This is a genomic window from Bacillus cereus group sp. BfR-BA-01310 (assembly GCF_022664325.1).
Lineage (GTDB): Bacteria > Bacillota > Bacilli > Bacillales > Bacillaceae_G > Bacillus_A > Bacillus_A paramycoides.
On record NZ_JAKUHD010000016.1, the window covers coordinates 25,860 to 45,654 of the forward strand.

Here is a 19,795-nt window from a genome sequence, read left to right on the forward strand (position 1 = left end):
TTATTTTTCGATTTTTGCCCACTTGAAGTTTAACTGGCCTGCAAAGTCAACTTGCACAATTCCTTTTACATAAGAACGTTCAAGATAAGATTCTCCTTTTTGATAGAGAGGAGCGATAACAGAGTCTTTAAATAATATTTTCTCTGATGCTAGTAATGCTTCAAAGCGGGCTTTTTCATCACCAGCTAAAGTAGTTTTGACTTTCTCAATTGTGTCATCAAACTCTTTATTAGAGTAATGATCTAAATTGTAAGGATTATTTGTTGTAAATAGTTCAAGGAATGTAATTGGATCAGCAAAGTCAGGGCTCCAACCGTCAATTCCAATTTCATATTCACCTTTCAATAATAATGAAACCTGCTGCTTACGCGGCTGAGGTTTTATATTAATCGTTAAGCCATCTAGGTTTTTTTCTAATTGTCCTTTTAAAAATTCCCCTGTTTTCTTCTCAAGGTCACCATCACTTGTTAATAGTTCTAATGTTATTTTTTCAGATCCAAGTTCTTGTTTTGCCTTTTTCCATAATTCTTGTGCAGATTTTGTATCGATTTTTGTTAAATCGCCGTTTGCAGCACGGAAGTCTGTTCCATCGGGACCTTTTGCAAAATTTTTCGGAATGAGACTATAAGCTGGTATAGAGCCATCATTTAATAACGTATTTACAAAGGATTTCCGGTCAATTGTTTGAGCAATTGCTTGACGTGCAGAGACGTTTTGAAGTACTTTGTTTTGTTGATTCATACGTAGAAATTGTACACCTACGTTTGGACGTTCTTTAAAGTTTCCATCCTTTTTATACTTATCAACGAAATCAGATGTTAATTTTATGCGGTCTAATTGTTTCGATTCGAATAAATTTACTTCCGTTGATTTTTCTTTCACAACGTTGAAATTGATTTCTTCGAGTTTGACATTATCTTTATCCCAATAAGTAGGGTTTTTCTTAAATTTAAAGCTTTGTTCATGCTTCCAATCGCTTAGTGTAAAAGCTCCGTTGTACAAGATTTTATTATCTTCTAAAGCATACTTATCACCTTGTGATTTAAAGAATTCCTCGTTGATTGGTAGAAATGTTGGGAACGCCGTTAAGCTAATAAAGTATGGAACAGGACGCTCTAATTCTACTTCAAACGTATGGTCATCAACTGCTTTTACACCAAGTTGATCGGCTGGAAGCTCTTTGCTGTTAATTTTTTTAGCGTTTTTAATATCAAAGAATAAAAAAGCATATTCAGAGGCTGTTGCTGGATCGACAGCTCTTTGCCAAGCGAAGACAAAATCTTTCGCTGTTACAGGTGTGCCGTTCGACCATTTTGAATCTCGTAAATGGAATGTGTATTTCGTTTTATCACCACTTACTTCATGAGATTTTGCAACACCAGGAACAGGTTTATTACCTTCACCAAGATTATATAAACCTTCAAATACATTTCTCATTACTTGACCAGAATCAGTATCAGTAGCACGAGCCGTATCCATTGTTCGAATCTCGGTAGGGGAAGATAAGTTTAAAACTTGCTTACTAGGTGCCTCATCTTTTGCATTTGCTCCGCTCGCTTCGTTTTTATAACTACCGCAACCAGTTAATAAAATACTTACTCCTACAACTGATGCAATACCGGGTACAAACTTCTTTTTCATTTGATTTTCCTCCTAAATAATTAATAAGATTGGATGATGATGAGGGAATGAAAAATAAAAAATCCCTCTTTTCGTATTGAGAAAGAGGGATTTTTACGTACAAGTTATGCACCCGTATATAAACGAAGTCCCTCATTCTATCTTTCAAGCATAAAGCTTGCAGGAAGTGGCACAGTATTCAAAATGAACCTGTTGCCGAGGTTTCAAAGGGCCAGTCCCTCCACCTCTCTTGATACAATGAGTAAACAAATTGACTATATTCATTTTTTTGTTTCTTTGATAATTCGAAATCTTACACCTTAGAGAATGAGGTGTCAATTGAATGTAAAATAGTTTAAATTTTCAGTTTTTAAAAAAGAACCACTGCATATGTACAGCGGTTCTCCTATTTAGAAGTTAAAGTTATCTGGGTCTGGACCAACGCGATGATTTTCATTTAAAGCTTGAATTGCTTTCATATCATCAGTGCTTAATTCGAAATCAAAGATATTCGCATTTTCAATAATACGGTGTTCTTTAATAGACTTAGGAATTGTTACAACTTCATTTTGTAGATCCCAACGTAAAATCACTTGTGCAGTTGATTTGTTATATTTTGCAGCAATTTCTTGTAATGTTAGATTATCCAGTAGTTGTCCCTGCATTAATGGTGACCAAGCTTCAAGCTGAATGCCATGCTCTTTACAGAAAGTATGCAATTCTTCTTGCGCTAAACGTGGATGGTATTCTACTTGGTTAACCATTGGCTTAATTTCTGCAATTTCAAATACGTCTTGCAGGTGGTGAATATGGAAATTACTCACACCAATAGCACGAACACGACCATCTTTATAAAGCTTCTCTAAAGCTTTCCATGATTCAGTGTACTTTCCTTTTACAGGCCAATGTACTAAGTATAAATCTAAATATTCTAGACCTAATTTTTCTAATGTAGTTTCAAATGCTTGTAATGTTGACTCGTAACCTTGATCACTATTCCACACTTTTGAAGTGATGAATAGTTCTTCACGAGGGATGCCAGATTCGCGAATTGCTTGACCAACGCCTTCTTCATTTTTATATATCGCAGCAGTATCGATGCTACGGTATCCATTTTTTATAGCTGCTTTTACAGAATCAATTACTTCTGATCCGTCTTCTACTTTAAAAACACCTAAACCGAGCCAAGGCATTTTCACGCCATTATGTAATGTTGTGTAGTCGTTTAAACTTGTTAAAGTCATATTAATTCCCCCTAGCTTTTTTATTGGTTTCTTCAATTGCTTGTTGAATGACCTCTGAAAAATTATTTTCATATAGAACTTTTAAGCCTTCGGCGGTTGAACCTCCAGGTGTTGTTACTTGTTCGCGGAGCACAGCTGGATCCTGATTTTGCTGGAGCATAGCGGCAGAGCCAGCAATCATTTGAATGACAAGGTGTTTCGCTGTTTCCTCATCAATTCCATAGCTTTTCGTTGCTTCAATTAACCCTTCAGCAAAGTGGTAGAGAAAAGCAGGTGCACTACCAGTAACTGCGGTAAGTTGGTGAACTTCCTCTTCGGTACAAGATCGCGAGGTACCGATGCCTTTTAAAAGAAGTTGTAACGTTTCTTGATGTGTTTCATCTACGGAATGTCCCGTCGTATATAAGGAGATAGACTTTCCAATTTCAGCAGCTGTATTTGGCATAATCCAGGCAACAGGTGTCCCTTGAGGAAGCCTTTCTTCTAGGTAAGATGGTCCGATTCCAGCAGCAACTGTTACGACAAATTGGTCGGTTAGAAGAGGAAATAACTCCTTTAATAACTGTTCATGTGCAGCAGGCGGCATTGCTAAAACAATTGTATCTACAGATTTAATATGCTGCTTCCAATCCGTTGTAATCGATATATCATATTGAGTTTGTAATTGCGTTAGTTTTTCTACGTTGCTTCGGTTGGAAACGATAATTTCTTCGATGTATTCTTTACTAGTTTTGAGTAATCCGGAAAATATAGCTTCTGCCATACGGCCGGCACCAATAAATAAAATTCGATGTTTATTAGGCATATCCTTTATTCCTTTCTAATGAGAAAATGTTATAAAAAACGATACCATTTTTAAGAGCTTCTTGTAAAAAGAAAAGGCTTTTGCTAAGCCGAAAAGTCTTAGAAAATTGGCATTTATGGATTTTGTATAACATAGTTAGCATTGTGATTTATATTTCAACTGGCTTATACGTCATGCTAATATTATCTGTTATTAATCTGTTTTTATGTATTGATGGCTTGCTAGAATGGAAGAGAAGCTATAAAAACAAAATTATATAAATAATTATATTTAAAAAATAATTGCAATGAAAAACCCCCTGAAGCATATACGCTTCAGGGGGTTTAAATATAGTATAAATTTATGATTTCGTCATACCAAGTAATACAGCGCCGCCGATAATTAAAACACTACCTAGTGCAATAAAGATCAATTGACGTTTTGTTTTCTTTTCACCTAAGAAGACAATCGCACCAAATGTTGAGATAACGATTCCAGTTTGAGATAATGGGAAGCTTGTTGCTACTCCGACACGTGGTAGTGAAAGAAGTAAGAATAAGTTTCCTGTTCCCCATAGTAAACCAGATAAAGCATTACGAATTGCGTATTTGTTAAATGGTTTATGTTTAGATGTCAGTACAACTGCACCAACAAACATACCAACTGCCTGTGGTAAAATAGCAGACCAACCATCAATGTTATACCAACGAATAATAATTACATATACAAGATAGCCGAAAGTAGAAACAATTAAAGTAAGAAGTCCCTTTTTCAATTGTCCTGGTGGCTGTGCATTTTCTTTATCATCTAGTGATGTGAATACAACACCAACTACGATTAATAGGATTGCAATCGTTCCCAGAACGATCGTTGTAGTAGTAGTCCACTCACGAAAAGCGATAACTCCAAAGATAGAAGTTGCAACAAGTTGCATACCAGTGGAAATAGTTACAGTAGTTGAAACACCTAGTTTTTCAACTGTTTTTAATTGGTTTACTTGTCCTAAAGCCCAGAATAAACCTGAAATAAAACCAACAATCAAGATTGTCATTGTTAAAGCTGGTTGAGTAAATACATACATAATTGTTGCGAAGAATAGAGCACCGATTGTCATACCTACCGTTTGGCTATATGCACCACCGCCCATTTTTACGCTTACTAATAAGATGTTTCCCCATGCGATTGCAGGAAGAAGCGCTAATAAAATGTCCATTACAAGACTCCCTTCGGTTTTCTATACCAATATAATTACATATCGTTCTAACGATCGGTAATGCCCCACTAATAGAGTAGAAGATTACCGATCGCTAAAACAGGATGAAGAACTTACGATATAAATGCGTTTTCATTTCTTCATTTTTTGAAACACCTCCATATAATAACAGGAAATTGACTATTTTAGAAAGTAAATTCAAATAGAATGTATATTTTAATAAAAAATAAGATTCAGTTATTTTATAGCGATATATTTTATTTCTTAGGAAATAAAGAAGCAGCCTTTGTCGAAAGCTGCTTTAGGAAGTGGTAATTCGCTTATTAATGAGTTGAATACATAATAAAAATAGAAGTGACATGCTAATCGTTATGATGACAAGTGTCCAAGCGAGTTGCATATTACTTGCATCGATAGCCATATAAATTGCCGTTGGAATCGTTTGTGTTTTGCCAGGTATATTTCCTGCAAACATTAAAGTGGCACCAAATTCACCGAGTGCGCGAACAAAGCTTAAAATCATACCGCTAAGTAGTGCGGGGAATGCAAGCGGGAGTGTAACGTGTAGAAAAACTTGATACTCACTTGCACCAAGGTCGCGCGCGCCATCTTCAATTTGTACATTTGCGATAGAAAATCCTGTTTTTGCTGATTGATACATGAGTGGAAATGCAACGACTGTAGAAGCAATGATAGCAGCAGTAGATGTAAACATAATGGACTGCTGAAATAATGATTCAATCCACTTTCCAATGGGACTGTTATTTCCAAAAATGATAATGAGAAAAAAGCCGATAACAGTTGGTGGAAGTACCATCGGTAATAAAAAGATGGTTTCTAGTAGTACTTTATATCGCCACGAGGAGCGTGCTAACGCCCGTCCAATAATCGTTCCCAAAATCGTAACGATAACGGTGGCGCATGCAGCTACTCGTAAGGATAGAAAGACAGGTGACAAAATTGTATCAAAGCTCATAGTAATTATGACAGGATTGTAAATCCATATTTCTTAAAGATAGATTGTGCATCTTTTGACTGCAAATACTCATAGAATGAAGTCGCCTCTTTCTTATGCTTAGATTCCTTTATAACACCTAAAGGATAGTGGATTGGCTCATGAGAATCAGTTGCTGCCGCCTCTCCAATTTTTACTTTGTCTGAAACGAGAGCGTCTGTTTTGTATACGATACCGGCATCAACATTACCTGTTTCTACATATGTTAACACTTGGCGAACATCTTTTGTAAATACGATTTTATTTTGAACGTCATTCCAAAGATTTTCATGTGTGAGAGAAGCTTTTGCATATTTTCCTGCAGGTACAGATTCGGGTGTACCGAGTGCTAACTTTTTGATTTTCTCATCTTTTAAATCTTGAAATTTTGTAAGAGAACTATTTTTTGGAACGACTAGAACTAGTTCGTTTCCAAGAAGATTTTTTCCTTCTTTTTCATTAATGAATCCTTTTTTAACGAGGGTTTGGAATTTATCTTCTGCTGCAGAGAAGAATAAATCAGCAGGCGCACCTTGTTCAATTTGTTGCTGAAGTGCACCGGAAGCACCGAAGTTAAAAGAAAGCTTAATAGTTGGTTCTTTCTCTTTATATTGCTTTTCAATTTCTTTTAATGCATCTTGTAAACTTGCAGCAGCTGATATAGTAAGCTCTACTGTTTTTCCTTCTTTAGCAACTGATCTTTCTTTCTTTTCTCCGCTTGAACAAGCTGCACTGAATATAAGAAGAAAAGAAAGTATAAGTACCCTAATGGATCGTAATGTGAATTTGTTCATAAAAAAATCCCCTTTCGTTTACCATATTAATTATAACTAATTATATTTAATTATAAATAGTTATAATTGAACATATTTAGAAATATGTGATTGTTTTTAAAAACTAGGAGAAATATTCTTTTCTTTGTTACAATGAAGGGAGAAAGTGAGGAATCGTCTATGGATCATCATTCCTACACAACGGAAGAAGTAGCAAAGCGATTAAAAGTATCAAAATTAACTGTATACGACTTAATTAAAAAGGGCGAACTCCCTTCTTATAGGGTTGGTAGACAAATGCGCATTGATGCAGCGGATCTAGAACAATATATAAAGCAAATGAAAACAGGTAAGGTACAAGTTACTCCTGTAAAGAAGGACGAAATTAGTAGTTCGAATACACGCATCATTAGTGGTCAAGAACTAACGTTAGATATGCTGGCAAAACATATAGAAAATCGTTTGCCAAATTCTAATATATTAAGGGCGTATCAAGGTAGTTTAACGAGTTTAGTGAAGATGTACCAAGGAGAAGGAAGCGTCGTTAGTTTGCATTTGTTTGATGGTGAAACGGGTACATATAATGTTCCTTACGTAAAACGTATTTTAGTTGGACAACCATGTATTATGATTAATTTATTAGCAAGAAATGTTGGGTTTTATGTGCAAAAAGGAAATCCCAAAAATATAAAAACATGGGCTGATTTATCTCAGTCATCTATACGATTTGTAAATCGAGAAAAAGGTTCTGGTATTAGGGTGTTAGTGGATGAGCAATTGCGAATTCAAAAATTAAATAAAGAAGATATTAGCGGATATGAATGGGGAGAATCAAATCACCTTGGTGTTGCCTCGCAAGTTGCGAATGGAAAGGCTGATGTTGGAGTAGGATCAGAAAAGTTTTCGCAAATTGTAAACGTAGACTTTATTCCGATAAGGAAAGAACAATATGATTTAGTACTTCTGAAGAATAAAGAAAATGAGGAACTTATTGAGGTTATGAAAGAAGTTTTGCAATCTGAAGAGTTTCATAATGAATTAAAAGCAATTGGTGGATATGATATAAGCAAAACAGGCCAAATTATATATGAAACAAACTAAAAAGCTGCTTGTCTATAAGACGAGCAACTTTTTCTATATATAAAGGGGTTTGGGGAAACAAATTGTTAAACGAGACTTTGAGCAAGTGCGTAAATGAAAGCCGTAAGAAGAGCTGCTCCACTTGCAAGTCCGATAAAATCTGATTTGTTGAAAGTAATGTTGTTCATCATAATCTCTCCTTATTTGTTTAATGTAGTTGCAACAGCCTTTGCATCGACAAGTGCGGATAGCACCATGCCCATTGTGTTAAAAAATTTGTTTGATTTCATTTTGTTCATCATGTGTATCCGCTCCTTTTCGAATTGTTGTTGCCCTGCTTTCTGTCTTAATTATATGAAATATAGGTAGTTGCAACTATCGAATTAGCTTACGAGAGGATTACACTTTTGTAAGAAAAAAAGACATTCGTGTAAGAATGTCTTTTAAAGCATATTGATATGATGGTGCTCCGTAATTGTTTTTAAAAAGCTACGCATCGAATTGGTCATGTAGCTATCTTTACGGCGTATGAAAACAGTTGAAATACTGCCGTATTTTTCGGGAATTGGATGGCAATGCACTTTACCTGCTGTAGAAAGGTGCTGCACCGCAGATTGGGGGACAAGTGTAATCCCAAGACCGAGCGCCACACTATTTAATATTGTTTCTAATATGTTAAATTCCATAATCCTTTTTGGCAGCAAACCTTCATCTTTAAGCCATCGTTCTAGCTTGGAACGGTATCCACATCCTTGATTAAAAACGAGTAGGGGCGTCGTAGTAAATTCTTCTATATGAAAAGCTTTATTTTGTGTAATAAGCATTAATTTCTCGGTACTAACATCGTATTGTTCAATTAGTGGATGTTTAATAGGACCTGATATAAAAGCGCCATCTAATTGATGATCGAGTACTTCTCTAATAAGTTCTTCCGTTAGACCAGCTTGTAATGATAAATCGACATTTGGGTAGCTTTTATAGTAAGAAGATAAGATGGTAGGCAATGTACTGACTGTTTCGACTGTACCGATTTTTAATATACCAGATGGTGTTTCACTGTCTAAAAATACTTGTTTTAGTTCTTCGACATCTTGCAAAATTTTATTAACATAAACAAGCATTTTTCTTCCTTCAGCTGTTAAAGTCATGCCTCGTTTATGACGATAAAAGAGCGGTGTTTTCAGCTCATTTTCTAATTGTTTAATGCGTGCTGTTACATTTGATTGTACGTAATTTAATTCTTTTGCTGCGCCGCTTACACTACCGCGATCGGCAACGTTCTGGAAGATTTGTAAGTCTCGTAATTCCATTTTATGCTCCTCCTTGATGTTAACTATCATTATAAATGATAGTTAACATCATTTTGAATCATTTTACGTGATATATTTTTTCTTTTACAATTCTCTTTGTGCAAAAAGAAAGAAGCGGGGGATTGTGGTGAGAAAAGGTCAAATGATAATAGGTGCTTTAGCATGTTTAATTGCGAGTATGTCATGGGGAGCGATGTTTCCTGTTGCTGATCACGCACTAGAATACATAGATCCATTTTATTTTTCGTCTATTCGTTATGGGGCGGTAGCAATTGTACTGATTGTATTATTGCTGCTGAAAGAAGGGAAGAAAGCATTTCGCTTAGAAGGAAGAGGGAAGTTACTCGTCTTTTTTGGAACAATGGCGTTTACTGTATATAATGTATTAGTTTTTCTAGGACAAATGTTAATGGGAAAGCCAGGTGTAATGGTAGCTTCTATTATGGAAGCACTTATGCCAATGATTTCAATTTGTATTTTATGGGGATACAAGCATATAAAACCGAAAAAGTATATGATAACGAGCATGATTATCGCGTTTGTAGGGGCTATATTTGTTATTACCAAAGGTGACATGAGTTTCTTTTTAACATTGAAAGATAACATGTTTTCACTAGCATTCATATTTATTGGTGTTGTAGGATGGGTTATTTATACGATGGGTGGTCAAACGTGTAGCGATTGGTCAACATTACGTTACTCAACGTTAACTTGTGTATTTGGGACAGCAGTTACAGGGGTTATAACAATAATCATTACGGCACTTGGATATGTATCAATTCCAAGCATGGGAACGATTTCTATTGTGAAATATGATTTGTTATTTATGATGACGTTACCAGGTATTGTAGCGCTACTTGCTTGGAACTACGGTGTAAAAATCTTATCATCAATTAATGGGATTTTATTTATTAATTTTGTGCCAATTACTACGTTAGTTATTATGATGATGCAAGGATACAAAATAACAATGTTTGATATTGTAGGAACATTACTTGTTATTACAGCGCTTATTCGTAATAACGTTTGTCAAAGAAAAGAAGAAAATATAAGTAAGCAAGTTTTACAAGAAGAGCAATTACGCCAAGCCGTTTAATAGGCAATTGGAGGATTTTACATGTTAGAAAGTTTATTGTTTTTCTTTGCTGTTGGAGTTGCTTGCGAGCTTGCAGCAATTAATCGAAATGGTCGTAAGAAGATAAAGCAACAAGCTGAACTGATACAGCTTCTAAAAGAATTAAAGGAAAGAAAAATTTAAGAAGACGACCGGGCATAGACGGTCGTCTTCTTCTATATAAAGGGGAAAGGGGACACAAAGTTTATATAAGCGTAGCAGCGTAAATAAAAGCAGTAAGAAGAACCGAGCCGCTAGCTAATCCTAAAAAATCTAATTTGTTAAAAGTGATGTTTTGCATAATAAATTCTCCTTACTTGTTTAATGTAGAAGCAACAGTTTTTGCATCGATAAGAGCGGATAATACCATGCCCATTGTATTTAAGAAATTGTTCGTTTTCATTTTGTTCATCATATAGATCCGCTCCTTTTCAAATGGTTGTTGTTACTTTCTGACCTAATTGTATAAGATATTGAAGGGAGTCACTATCGAATTAGCTTACAAGAAAATTACACTTTTGTAAGAATTGAAATTTAACAATAAATACTTATTTTTATTACCAACTCCTAAAACTTAGTGTTATAATCGTTATAAGAAAATGATTATACTTCGGATATTCAGAAAGGAACGAAACAAATGTATAAACCAATTACATTTTCGTTGAAATATATATTTAAAATGGCTGGGAAAGTAGAAGTACAAGGGAGAGAGAAATTACCGGAAGGTGGCCCTTATGTTGTTGCTTGCACACATACAAGTTTTATGGATGTTCTAATGTTAGCGGCAGGAATGTATCCAACCCAAATTCATTACATGGCAAAAAAAGAATTGTTTGAAGGTAAATTCAAAAATTGGTTTTTTAAAAATGTAAATGCATTCCCCGTAGATCGTGCGAATCCAGGGCCAAGTACACTAAAAATCCCCTCACGTTTATTAAAAGAAGGAAAAGTAGTAGGGATTTTTCCAAGTGGGACGAGGTCATCAGAAGACGTTTCATTAAAAGCGGGTGCTGTTACGATTGCAATGCGTTCTAACGTCCCGTTAGTACCAGCGGCTTATATTGGTCCATCGAGTGTAAAAGAATTGATAAAAGGAAAAAAAGCGCGATTAGTTTTTGGGGACCCAATTCAAATCGATGCTGGAGAACAAGTGGATCGAAAAACAGCTATGAAAATGATGACAGATCAATTAAATGAAAAGTTTGAAGAACTAAAGGGAATTTTGCAGACAAATTAAAAATAAGAAAAGACGACCGGGCATAGACGGTCGTCTTTTCTATTACTATTTATATAAAGGGGAAAGGGGACACAAAATTATATAAGCGTAGCAGCGTAAATGAAAGCAGTAAGAAGAATCGAGCCGCTAGCTAGTCCTAAAAAATCTAATTTGTTAAAAGTCATGTTATTCATTGTGAATTCTCCTTACTTGTTTAATGTAGAAGCAACAGATTTTGCATCGATAAGAGTGGATAATATCATGCCCATTGTATTTAAGAAATTGTTCGTTTTCATTTTGTTCATCATATAGATCCGCTCCTTTTCAAATGGTTGTTGCCCTGTTTCTGACTTAATTGTATGAAATATTACGGAGAGTCACTATCGAATTAGCTTACAGGAAAATTACACTTTTGTAAGAAAAACGAATGGAGGTGTAATGATTAGAAGATTTGACATATGTTCATGGGATTCATTAAGTTAAAAGTAGAGGTGAGTGTATGGCTAATATTAAAGATATTGCAAAGATGGCTGGGGTTTCAGTTACGACTGTTTCAAGGGTGTTAAATGATCATCCATATGTAAGCGAAGAAAAAAGGAAAGTTGTTTTAGAAATAGTTGAGAAATTGAATTACTCACAAAATGCAAATGCTGTCCATTTATCAAAAGGGAAAACGAATATTGTTGGTGTGATTTTACCTTATATTAATCACCCATGTTTTGATGCGATGGTGGGTGGAATGATGGAGGTCGCATTGGCTCGCAATTATCGAGTGCTTCTTTGCCAAACGAATTACAACAAAAAAGAAGAAATGAAAAGTTTACATATGTTGAAAACAAAGCAATTAGATGGTCTTATTATTTGTTCGCGTGCAAATGATTGGGAAACGATCGAGCCCTATGCTTCTTATGGGACAATTATTGCCTGTGAAGATAATGATATTCCGAATATCTCAAGTGTATATACAAATCATTCGGCAGCTTTTCAATTAGGAATGGATTATCTTATTGAGAAAAGTTATAAAAAAATTGGTTATTGCACGGGAAGAAAGTTAGGGCCGAGTAGTCAAAAGCGTTTTGATGTTTATAAACAGCAATTGCAATCCATAGATGAGGAAGTCATTGAAGAATGGATTTTTACAGAATGCTTTACATTGGAAGATGGTGTAAGAGTGGCTTATAGGTTAAAGGAGATGAAGAGTCGCCCTGAAGCATTAATAGTAGCAGGAGATGAAGTTGCTATTGGAATCATGACAGAAGTTGAAAAGTTAGGTATAAAAGTTCCTGAAGATTTAGCGATTATTGGCTTTGATAATCAGCCGATCTCACAAGTGCTACAATTAACAACTATTGATCAAAATTTAAAGGAGATAGGTAAAACAGCTTTTGAAATGTTTTATCGGCAAGTGAGCGACGAGAGTTCTAAACAAGAAAAGGTGGAAATTCCGTATGAACTTGTGGAACGCTCAACCGTTTAGCTGGAATCCGTTATGTGTATAATCGCATAACGGATTATTTTTTTGAAATGCCTTTGACAGGAAACGCGTTTCATACTTTATAAAAGAGTTAAACCGGTCTGTAATAATCCATGGATTCTTTTCAAGTGTTTAAAACAATGAATAGAATTTGGAGGAATATGCATGAATGAGCTTTTATCGAGTATGAAAAAATATGTAGAGGATGACGAAAAGATTTTAGCTTTTGTGGTAGGGATATTTGAGAAGGATGATTTCACTTTAGCTTACCGACATGGGATTTTCGCAGCCACTACTAGACGTCTCCTTTTTTACGGGAAATTTTCGTGCTATCCTGCAATAATTGAAGAGTATTCGTATTTGCATATAGATGACATAGATTTCCGTCCATGTTTCGAATTTACTTGTAATCATGAAATGGTTAGAGCTAAGTATATTCAGAAGGGGAACGTGGAGCGATTTGTTCGTACAGTTAGAGTAAATATGAATAATTAATCACCCCCTTGTTTAAACATAATGTCGTGGTCATTATGAGAAAAAACGCGTAATAAAAACCACTTCTAAACCTCTAGGAGATAGTGATACAATGTCAAATGGGGGGAGGTATGAACTATGGTTAATCAACGTGTGAAGGAAATCGCATTAATTACAATCGGTTCATTACTATTTGCAATTGGTATTAATTACTTCGCAATTCCAAACCGTTTATCAGAAGGCGGAATCATCGGTCTAACGGTTGTTACTTATTATTTATTTGATTGGTCACCAGGAATTGTGAATTTTGGTTTGAATGCAATTTTATTAGCTGTAGGTTATAAATTTTTTGATAAGAAAACGATGGTTTACACAATTATAGGTATTGTGGAAACATCTTTGTTTTTATATGTTACAGAGCACATTCAGTATCAAGTGAATGGTGATACATTATTAGCAGCTTTATTTGCTGGTGTATTTGTAGGTATCGGATTAGGATGTATGTTCAAAGCTGGAGGTACATCAGGAGGATCAGCAATTTTAGCACGGTTAGCAAACCAATATTTAGGTTGGAGCGTTGGTAAAGGTGTGCTTATTATTGATATCGTTGTAATTGTTGGTTCTGTATTTATAATAGGACAAGAAAAGGCAATGTATACACTTGTTGCTGTATTCATCGGAGCGAAAGTGATTGATTTCATTGTAGAAGGTATGGATACAAAAACGGCTGTTACGATTATTTCGAATCAACCAGATTTAATTCGCGAGACCATTACGAACAACATGACACGCGGCGTTACTGTATTGGAAGGGCGCGGCGGATATACTGGTAAAAATAAAGAAGTGTTATATGTTGTTATTAATAAGCAAGAGCTTGTTAAGTTAAAGCAAGTTATTAGTCGAGTCGATGAAGATGCCTTCGTTGTCATTCACGATGTACGCGATGTACTTGGCGGTGGCTTTAAAGCGAGTTAGAAGATGAGCGAGAAAATTCGTTCATCTTTTTTTATTCTTACAAAAATGTAAGGGGATTGAATGATAGACTCATTTCCTGCTCTTTAGAATGGATGTATAAGTATCCTGCAGAGGAGGAAGATCAATATTATGAAGAAAAAAATGATTACTACTGTAATAGCGATGATAGCGATAGTGGTATTGTTATTACCTACGAAACTTGGACCAGTTATTGATAAATATAATCCGCTTTATACGACGAAAGAGTACTATACAATTGTAAATACGATTGGTCAGCACGTTGGTGATGAATGGTATGAATATGAATTTATTGCATTTGATGAACGTGGAAGAGAACAAAAAATAAAGAAAACAGTGAAACATATGTTAAAGACAGACGAGGCGTTAAGAGTTTTTGCAAAAGGCCGCTATGGTGAGTCGATTGAAGAGATTGAGACTGCAAGCATTCCAATAAATGCGAAGAGCAAACTTTTGGTGATGAGATAGCAAAATATACCCCCATCTATTTTTTGTCGAAAGGTAAAATACTAGGTGGGGGTATTTTGTTGTGCATAAAAAAATGCCCTAGTTCATATAAACTAGGGCATTTTTTATATAAAGGGGAAGGGGACACACTGAAGTAGCATAAGTGAAAGATATAAGAAGAGTAGGCTACTAGCAATGTAATTTGGTTATGTGAGTGCTCTTCTTATTTGGTTCGCTTTCTAACTTTATTTTACGAAATATACGTAAGAAGAACTATCGAATTACATTACACATATCTTACAAACATGTAAGCCTCCTGTAATGTAATTCGATAGTTAGATGTTAGTAAACTAAATATAATGTAAATATAAAGTTTTAATTTTTTACTTTCTGTTTTGTAATGTTAATGAAGAACGAAAAACCAACTAACTTTGAATAGCCTTCATCTTAGCTTAAGATGAGGCCCTTTTTTTAAACCTTACAATATTGTAAGGTTTACGTAAGTTAATTCGATAGTAATTTTGTCATATTTTTTGCATAATAGATACAAATAGATAAAATAATTAGGGATATAGTAAGAAGGGAGAAGAAAGGGATGCGTAAAGAAGAAGTAGTGAAGTTTCCAATTAAAGATTTCTGTAGCTACTTTACTGTTGCCGTAGTGTGTATTGGATTATTTGATATAATAACAAACTTAGTTGTTAAATAATATAGATGAAAAACAAGAAGGGAGATCCTTTCTTGTTTTTTTTATGGGGGCATAAAGATGAAATGGATTGATAGTCATATACATGTTGATCAATACAAAGATGGAGAGAAAAGCAGATTACTTAAAGATGTGGAGAATAGTAAAGAGATAAAGGGGCTTGTTGCAGTATCTATGAATTATCAATCATGTAAGGAAATTTTATCATTAGCAAAGAAATATCCCTTTATACACCCAGCGATAGGATTTCATCCGGAGCAACCGATTCATAAAGAAGAATGTGAGCGTATATTTAAATTAATTGAAGCTCATGTTGAGGAAATCGTTGCGATTGGCGAAGTGGGACTACCGTATTATTTAAGGCAAGAAGATGAGGGTATTACTATACATTCATACATATCAGTATTGAAAAGATTTATAGAACTAGCTAGTGAGTATGATTTGCCGATTGTATTACACGCAGTTTATGAAGATGCTGACATTGTATGTGACTTACTTGAAGAATATAAAGTTTCACGTGCACATTTCCATTGGTTTAAGGGAAGTGAAGCGACAATGAAACGGATGATGAGGAATGGTTATTATATTTCTATCACACCGGATGTTTTGCATAAGGAAAAAATTAGAAAAATCGTTTCGTATTATCCGCTTGAATATATGATGGTAGAAACAGATGGACCGTGGGAATTTCAAAAAGATGTTATGACGCACCCAAGGATAATTCGAGAGGTACTAGAAGAAATCAGTGTCATAAAAAATATATCCGTTGATAAGGTTGCGGAAACAATATATGAAAATACAATTCAATTTTATCTGAAAGGATAGGAGAGTCACTCTTATCCTTTTTATTATGGATATTTTTTCTAATATTTTCTATAATTTATCATATGCTTAATTTGATGAGGGAAGTAGGGGAGAAAATGGGGCAAGTATATAAAAAAATAGCTATTACGATTATGGCTGGGGCGCTTTCATTTGCAGTGTTTGGATGTGAACCTGAAAAAAAAGTGACTAATACAAACGTAGCACAAGAAAAAAAGGAAGAACAAATTAATCCAGAAGTTGAAAAACAGATGAAAGAAAATGAGAAAAAAGGGAATACGGTTGGAAACAGTTCTAACAAGGGGAAAATGGCAGAAAGTGATGGATGGGTTTATTATGCGGTGAATGGTGATAAAAATACAGGAGGCATTTATCGTACGAAAGATCAATTTCAAACATCAGAGGTTGTAGTAAAAGGTGTGAATGCTTCTTACATAAATATAAAAAACAAATCTTTATATTTTATTCATACGGATGAAGAGAAGAATGCGGGATTATCTTCTTTAATGAAGTATGATATACCTAGCAAAAAGCTAGATACATTAAAAGCAGATACAAATTATGTTTATATAAAAGACCAAACTTTATTTTATCCGAAAAAATATTCAGAGCATGGTGGTTTTGATATTGTAGGGATTGTAAAAATGGATTTAAAAACGGGACAGGAAGAAGAAGCGGCATTTAAAAATTCTGGTTGGTCCAGGACGATAGACGATAGTATTCTACATTGGAATAAAAATCGTGGAACACAAGTAACAAAAGATAATAAAACTTGGTCAAAAGAAGGTTATGCAACAATATCTAGCGCTACTTATAATAATGAAAAATTATATGCTGTTGTTGACTTTTCGTTACCTTTTGAAACAAATCAAGCTGAGCATGGCATATATGAAATAGACATTCAACAAAATAACGAAAAGTTATTGGTAAAGGATGCCTTGCAGATGAATGTGAAAGGGGATACTTTTTATTATTTAAAAAAGGACGGAGTGTATAAGAAGAAAATTAATGGTGGAAATGAAAAAGTAATTTATAATAAAGCGGTTGAACCAACTAAATCCTATTTATATTTTGTAGCAGGAGATATGTATCTTTATACGGATAATGGAACTATCTTAAATCTAGATACAAAGAAATCAAATGAAGTACAAGATAAGAAGCTAGCAGATGAAGTTATGTTACAGAAAGTATGGAATGCACAGAAGGAACTTACTAATATTCAAATGGCTGCACTAACAGGAAACCCAAAACGAGTAGGGGATTTTTCGTACGGGGAATTAGTGAATCCTGCTTATAATACAAAGGACACTTTAGAGACCACGCTATCTACGTACTTCTCAAAACCATTTATAGCAGAGTATATGAAGAGTAAGTACCTTAAAGAATTAAATGGGAAAATGCACTATGTTATTGGAGACCCAGGGTCAAGAGCAGGAACTAAATTTACAAAAATTATTTCTGCCGAGCTAAAGGATGGAAAAATAAAAGCGCAGGTAGAAACGTATAATGACTATGATAATGTAACGGAAAAAGTAGAAGTTGAATTTATTTATGAAAATAATCAATGGGTTATTAATAAAATGCCACGTTTTGGTTTAAGCTAAAAAAACCACCAAGCATTTTGCTTGGTGGTTTTATTTTAGGATTCTAATTTTTTCGCACGTCTTAATAACAATAGAAAGACAATGATAATGAACCCAAGTATAAGGAAGAATCCATATTTTTTTACATAATCAATTACGTCATCCGTAGTGGTTGGCTTGTCGACGTGAATACCGTCTTTATTAGTAGTAATATGAATATCCTTCATTTTTACTTCATTCGTTTCTTTTTGTAAATTAATCCACTCTACGTTTGGAATGCTTTCAAGTTCCTTTAATACTTCTTTTAATGGTTGAACGCCTAAGTAAGGATGATAGAATGCGCCGATAATTCCATCGGATAGTTTAGTAATAGATAAAGCACGTTCTTTCATTTTATCAATATCTTGTGGCTTACCTTCTTCAATAAATCCAACCGTTTCAGGCATTAATTTCATCCCATGTAAAAATGATGGTGTACTCGTATAAGCTGGTGAATGCATAGATTTCCAAGTTGTATCGTTTAGTTGTAGTTGTCCCACATAAGTAGAGAAATATTGAGAAAGTATCTCGTATCCTTTTTGAGACATTGTATAGTGTGGAGCTTCAAAAGCAACTGGATACAATTTAGCTTCTACAAGCTCTGTAATCCCTTTTTCAATATGCTCTTTAATATACTTTTCTTCAAAAGCTTTTCCGTTTTCCACGTATTTATTATAGTCCTCTGTAGATTGAAAATCGTCTTTTGTTTTTGGCTTTTCATGGTTCGGTTGCCGAATTGGTTGATCAGTTTTTACATCCCAAAATTCAAAACCTTCTCCAGTTTCACTATCATAAAATTGATGGGTGTAACCATGCATAACGATAGAGCCACCATTATCTTGCATAAATTGTAAAACATCAATTAATTCAGAGTTATCATTTAAATGTACTGTTTTTCCTGTGTCTGGATCTTTGTAAACAGGGATAACAGTAATCATATAAGGAAGCTTTTTCTCTTTTAGTAATTCAGCGATTTCTTTTAATTGCTTTACATCTGCAGCTGGATGAACGTCTTCAAGACGTAAATAAGCTGAAGTTTTATTTGTTTTAGGTTTTTGTCCGAAATAAGAAAATAACATTTCACCGACGTAATGGGACATCCAATCAAAAAGGTTTGGAGTTGCAACATAATAAGATGTTCCTTGCTGAATGATTAATGGGTGGGTTCCATTTGAACTGAAAGCATTAGCAAGAACTGTTCCATTTGTATCAAGCGTTTGAATTAACCGTTCTTCTTCTAATATGTTTTTCAGCTTATGTGCTGGATATTCAATTTTATTAACTCGTATATCATCATTTCTCAATGTAATGAAAGAAAAACGATTAGATAATTGTTCAACATTTTGTCCTAAAACTAATACTGGACCTGAGAAATTTTCTAGAAATTGTTTTGCTGCAATAGAAAAATCTTCTTTTTTCTCTCCGATATAAACAATATGTGTATAAGGTGATGATTCGGTACCTTCCTTTACTTCCTTCAAACTTTTTACTGTTATATCATTTGTAAAATGTCCTAACTGAGTATTAAGGATTTGTATATTATTTGTAATTTTATCGTCTTCTGTACTATACAAAATAAGTACTTTTGGTTTTGATGACGTTTGTGCAGAGGTGTGTATAGGGATGAGTAGTAAAATGCTGAACAAGAATATTAGGCATTTTTTCATGTTGTATGCTCCTATTCTATATATGTAATTCAATTTACAATTATATACAAAAAAATAATTGTAGTCTATGTAAGTTACATTTTTGCACGTATTTATCATATGTTTTTTCACAAAATCGGTCTAAAGCATGATGATAATATGTACAATTATTTGCTATGATTAAAGAGTAAGAGAGTGATAGAGTGTGGTAATTGTAAAGGGAAGGCTGAAAGGGGACAAATTTCAGCGGAGAAAGAGGTAGA

21 protein-coding genes, 1 pseudogene and 1 riboswitch are annotated in these 19,795 nt (G+C 34.4%); of the genes and pseudogenes, 11 read left to right on the top strand and 11 right to left on the bottom strand.

The genetic code is table 11. The features are described from left to right. From MR109_RS22785 to proC, 3 genes are all read right to left on the bottom strand, one after another. Complete coding sequence (locus tag MR109_RS22785) at nucleotides 1-1,641, bottom strand: peptide ABC transporter substrate-binding protein (protein ID WP_242273972.1); 1,641 nt, start codon at nucleotides 1,639-1,641, stop codon at nucleotides 1-3. A gap of 134 nt (nucleotides 1,642-1,775) precedes the next feature. Then, a riboswitch (SAM riboswitch) is annotated at nucleotides 1,776-1,880 on the bottom strand. Nucleotides 1,881-2,030: 150 nt separating this feature from the next. Then, nucleotides 2,031-2,864: an aldo/keto reductase gene (locus MR109_RS22790; protein ID WP_242273973.1), complete on the bottom strand. Its 834-nt coding sequence runs from the start codon at nucleotides 2,862-2,864 to the stop codon at nucleotides 2,031-2,033. Between the two features lies 1 nt (nucleotide 2,865). Beyond that, on the bottom strand, nucleotides 2,866-3,669 hold the full coding sequence (gene proC, locus MR109_RS22795) for a pyrroline-5-carboxylate reductase (protein WP_242273974.1): 804 nt from the start codon (nucleotides 3,667-3,669) through the stop codon (nucleotides 2,866-2,868). 74 nt (nucleotides 3,670-3,743) lie between these two features. On the opposite strand from proC, the pseudogene pnuC reads away from it, so the two are divergent. Beyond that, nucleotides 3,744-3,943: pseudogene (gene pnuC / locus MR109_RS22800) on the top strand (nicotinamide riboside transporter PnuC); the annotation flags it as partial. 66 nt (nucleotides 3,944-4,009) lie between these two features. Here pnuC and MR109_RS22805 read toward each other — a convergent pair. From MR109_RS22805 to modA, 3 genes are all read right to left on the bottom strand, one after another. Continuing rightward, nucleotides 4,010-4,861 carry a GRP family sugar transporter gene (locus MR109_RS22805; protein ID WP_002175392.1) on the bottom strand — a complete coding sequence of 284 codons (852 nt, stop codon included), beginning with the start codon at nucleotides 4,859-4,861 and terminating at the stop codon, nucleotides 4,010-4,012. 301 nt (nucleotides 4,862-5,162) lie between these two features. Further along, nucleotides 5,163-5,837 (bottom strand): molybdate ABC transporter permease subunit, encoded by a 675-nt coding sequence (gene modB / locus MR109_RS22810; RefSeq protein ID WP_025151064.1) that lies wholly within the window; start codon nucleotides 5,835-5,837, stop codon nucleotides 5,163-5,165. 5 nt (nucleotides 5,838-5,842) lie between these two features. Then, nucleotides 5,843-6,649 carry a molybdate ABC transporter substrate-binding protein gene (modA, locus tag MR109_RS22815; RefSeq protein ID WP_242273975.1) on the bottom strand — a complete coding sequence of 269 codons (807 nt, stop codon included), beginning with the start codon at nucleotides 6,647-6,649 and terminating at the stop codon, nucleotides 5,843-5,845. Between the two features lie 132 nt (nucleotides 6,650-6,781). Here modA and MR109_RS22820 point away from each other — a divergent pair, with 132 nt between their 5' ends. Beyond that, nucleotides 6,782-7,729, top strand: a complete 948-nt coding sequence (locus tag MR109_RS22820; RefSeq protein ID WP_025151066.1) for a helix-turn-helix transcriptional regulator — start codon at nucleotides 6,782-6,784, stop codon at nucleotides 7,727-7,729. A 65-nt stretch (nucleotides 7,730-7,794) separates the two neighbouring features. On the opposite strand, the gene MR109_RS22825 is transcribed toward MR109_RS22820, so the two are convergent. Together MR109_RS22825 and MR109_RS22830 are read right to left on the bottom strand one after the other, a co-directional pair. Beyond that, the gene (locus MR109_RS22825) at nucleotides 7,795-7,896 is read right to left on the bottom strand and encodes a DUF3948 family protein (RefSeq protein ID WP_016103331.1); all 102 of its coding nucleotides are present in this window, start codon (nucleotides 7,894-7,896) and stop codon (nucleotides 7,795-7,797) included. Between the two features lie 255 nt (nucleotides 7,897-8,151). Next, a complete protein-coding gene (locus MR109_RS22830) occupies nucleotides 8,152-9,018 on the bottom strand; it encodes a LysR family transcriptional regulator (RefSeq protein ID WP_242273976.1) in 867 nt (288 codons plus the stop codon). 127 nt (nucleotides 9,019-9,145) lie between these two features. On the opposite strand from MR109_RS22830, the gene MR109_RS22835 reads away from it, so the two are divergent. Together MR109_RS22835 and MR109_RS22840 are read left to right on the top strand one after the other, a co-directional pair. Then, nucleotides 9,146-10,114 (top strand): DMT family transporter, encoded by a 969-nt coding sequence (locus MR109_RS22835; protein WP_242273977.1) that lies wholly within the window; start codon nucleotides 9,146-9,148, stop codon nucleotides 10,112-10,114. Between the two features lie 21 nt (nucleotides 10,115-10,135). Beyond that, complete coding sequence (locus tag MR109_RS22840; protein WP_002115427.1) at nucleotides 10,136-10,276, top strand: YrzO family protein; 141 nt, start codon at nucleotides 10,136-10,138, stop codon at nucleotides 10,274-10,276. Between the two features lie 61 nt (nucleotides 10,277-10,337). Here the strand turns inward: MR109_RS22840 and MR109_RS22845 are convergent, their stop codons facing one another. Continuing rightward, a complete protein-coding gene (locus tag MR109_RS22845; RefSeq protein ID WP_071717859.1) occupies nucleotides 10,338-10,433 on the bottom strand; it encodes a DUF3948 family protein in 96 nt (31 codons plus the stop codon). A 336-nt stretch (nucleotides 10,434-10,769) separates the two neighbouring features. On the opposite strand from MR109_RS22845, the gene MR109_RS22850 reads away from it, so the two are divergent. After that, a complete protein-coding gene (locus tag MR109_RS22850; protein WP_002175384.1) occupies nucleotides 10,770-11,369 on the top strand; it encodes a lysophospholipid acyltransferase family protein in 600 nt (199 codons plus the stop codon). A gap of 77 nt (nucleotides 11,370-11,446) precedes the next feature. Here MR109_RS22850 and MR109_RS22855 read toward each other — a convergent pair whose 3' ends face one another. Further along, entirely contained in the window at nucleotides 11,447-11,542 is a 96-nt protein-coding gene (locus MR109_RS22855; RefSeq protein ID WP_002124767.1) for a DUF3948 family protein, read from the bottom strand. A gap of 305 nt (nucleotides 11,543-11,847) precedes the next feature. On the opposite strand from MR109_RS22855, the gene MR109_RS22860 reads away from it, so the two are divergent. The 6 genes from MR109_RS22860 to MR109_RS22885 all read left to right on the top strand — a co-directional run bounded on the left by MR109_RS22860 (nucleotide 11,848) and on the right by MR109_RS22885 (nucleotide 17,868). Beyond that, nucleotides 11,848-12,825: a LacI family DNA-binding transcriptional regulator gene (locus MR109_RS22860; protein ID WP_242273979.1), complete on the top strand. Its 978-nt coding sequence runs from the start codon at nucleotides 11,848-11,850 to the stop codon at nucleotides 12,823-12,825. A gap of 162 nt (nucleotides 12,826-12,987) precedes the next feature. Further along, entirely contained in the window at nucleotides 12,988-13,317 is a 330-nt protein-coding gene (locus MR109_RS22865) for a PH domain-containing protein (protein WP_071717858.1), read from the top strand. A 117-nt stretch (nucleotides 13,318-13,434) separates the two neighbouring features. After that, nucleotides 13,435-14,271 (top strand): YitT family protein, encoded by an 837-nt coding sequence (locus tag MR109_RS22870; RefSeq protein WP_242273981.1) that lies wholly within the window; start codon nucleotides 13,435-13,437, stop codon nucleotides 14,269-14,271. 129 nt (nucleotides 14,272-14,400) lie between these two features. Continuing rightward, nucleotides 14,401-14,757: a YxeA family protein gene (locus tag MR109_RS22875; RefSeq protein WP_002175379.1), complete on the top strand. Its 357-nt coding sequence runs from the start codon at nucleotides 14,401-14,403 to the stop codon at nucleotides 14,755-14,757. Between the two features lie 745 nt (nucleotides 14,758-15,502). After that, a complete protein-coding gene (locus MR109_RS22880) occupies nucleotides 15,503-16,267 on the top strand; it encodes a TatD family hydrolase (RefSeq protein ID WP_242273983.1) in 765 nt (254 codons plus the stop codon). Nucleotides 16,268-16,362: 95 nt separating this feature from the next. After that, nucleotides 16,363-17,868, top strand: a complete 1,506-nt coding sequence (locus tag MR109_RS22885; RefSeq protein WP_242273985.1) for a DL-endopeptidase inhibitor IseA family protein — start codon at nucleotides 16,363-16,365, stop codon at nucleotides 17,866-17,868. A gap of 35 nt (nucleotides 17,869-17,903) precedes the next feature. Here the strand turns inward: MR109_RS22885 and MR109_RS22890 are convergent, their stop codons facing one another. Beyond that, complete coding sequence (locus tag MR109_RS22890) at nucleotides 17,904-19,553, bottom strand: DUF2334 domain-containing protein (RefSeq protein ID WP_242273987.1); 1,650 nt, start codon at nucleotides 19,551-19,553, stop codon at nucleotides 17,904-17,906. Between the last annotated feature and the right edge of the window lie 242 nt (nucleotides 19,554-19,795).

What these genes read in the sequence shown, in the direction of transcription:
- MR109_RS22785 (WP_242273972.1), bottom strand. Translation starts at nt 1,641, where the DNA reads ATGAAAAAGAAGTTTGTACCCGGTATTGCATCAGTTGTAGGAGTAAGT.
- MR109_RS22790 (WP_242273973.1), bottom strand. Translation starts at nt 2,864, where the DNA reads ATGACTTTAACAAGTTTAAACGACTACACAACATTACATAATGGCGTG.
- proC (WP_242273974.1), bottom strand. Translation starts at nt 3,669, where the DNA reads ATGCCTAATAAACATCGAATTTTATTTATTGGTGCCGGCCGTATGGCA.
- MR109_RS22805 (WP_002175392.1), bottom strand. Translation starts at nt 4,861, where the DNA reads ATGGACATTTTATTAGCGCTTCTTCCTGCAATCGCATGGGGAAACATC.
- modB (WP_025151064.1), bottom strand. Translation starts at nt 5,837, where the DNA reads ATGAGCTTTGATACAATTTTGTCACCTGTCTTTCTATCCTTACGAGTA.
- modA (WP_242273975.1), bottom strand. Translation starts at nt 6,649, where the DNA reads ATGAACAAATTCACATTACGATCCATTAGGGTACTTATACTTTCTTTT.
- MR109_RS22820 (WP_025151066.1), top strand. Translation starts at nt 6,782, where the DNA reads ATGAAGGGAGAAAGTGAGGAATCGTCTATGGATCATCATTCCTACACA.
- MR109_RS22825 (WP_016103331.1), bottom strand. Translation starts at nt 7,896, where the DNA reads ATGAACAACATTACTTTCAACAAATCAGATTTTATCGGACTTGCAAGT.
- MR109_RS22830 (WP_242273976.1), bottom strand. Translation starts at nt 9,018, where the DNA reads ATGGAATTACGAGACTTACAAATCTTCCAGAACGTTGCCGATCGCGGT.
- MR109_RS22840 (WP_002115427.1), top strand. Translation starts at nt 10,136, where the DNA reads ATGTTAGAAAGTTTATTGTTTTTCTTTGCTGTTGGAGTTGCTTGCGAG.
- MR109_RS22845 (WP_071717859.1), bottom strand. Translation starts at nt 10,433, where the DNA reads ATGCAAAACATCACTTTTAACAAATTAGATTTTTTAGGATTAGCTAGC.
- MR109_RS22850 (WP_002175384.1), top strand. Translation starts at nt 10,770, where the DNA reads ATGTATAAACCAATTACATTTTCGTTGAAATATATATTTAAAATGGCT.
- MR109_RS22855 (WP_002124767.1), bottom strand. Translation starts at nt 11,542, where the DNA reads ATGAATAACATGACTTTTAACAAATTAGATTTTTTAGGACTAGCTAGC.
- MR109_RS22860 (WP_242273979.1), top strand. Translation starts at nt 11,848, where the DNA reads ATGGCTAATATTAAAGATATTGCAAAGATGGCTGGGGTTTCAGTTACG.
- MR109_RS22865 (WP_071717858.1), top strand. Translation starts at nt 12,988, where the DNA reads ATGAATGAGCTTTTATCGAGTATGAAAAAATATGTAGAGGATGACGAA.
- MR109_RS22870 (WP_242273981.1), top strand. Translation starts at nt 13,435, where the DNA reads ATGGTTAATCAACGTGTGAAGGAAATCGCATTAATTACAATCGGTTCA.
- MR109_RS22875 (WP_002175379.1), top strand. Translation starts at nt 14,401, where the DNA reads ATGAAGAAAAAAATGATTACTACTGTAATAGCGATGATAGCGATAGTG.
- MR109_RS22880 (WP_242273983.1), top strand. Translation starts at nt 15,503, where the DNA reads ATGAAATGGATTGATAGTCATATACATGTTGATCAATACAAAGATGGA.
- MR109_RS22885 (WP_242273985.1), top strand. Translation starts at nt 16,363, where the DNA reads ATGGGGCAAGTATATAAAAAAATAGCTATTACGATTATGGCTGGGGCG.
- MR109_RS22890 (WP_242273987.1), bottom strand. Translation starts at nt 19,553, where the DNA reads ATGAAAAAATGCCTAATATTCTTGTTCAGCATTTTACTACTCATCCCT.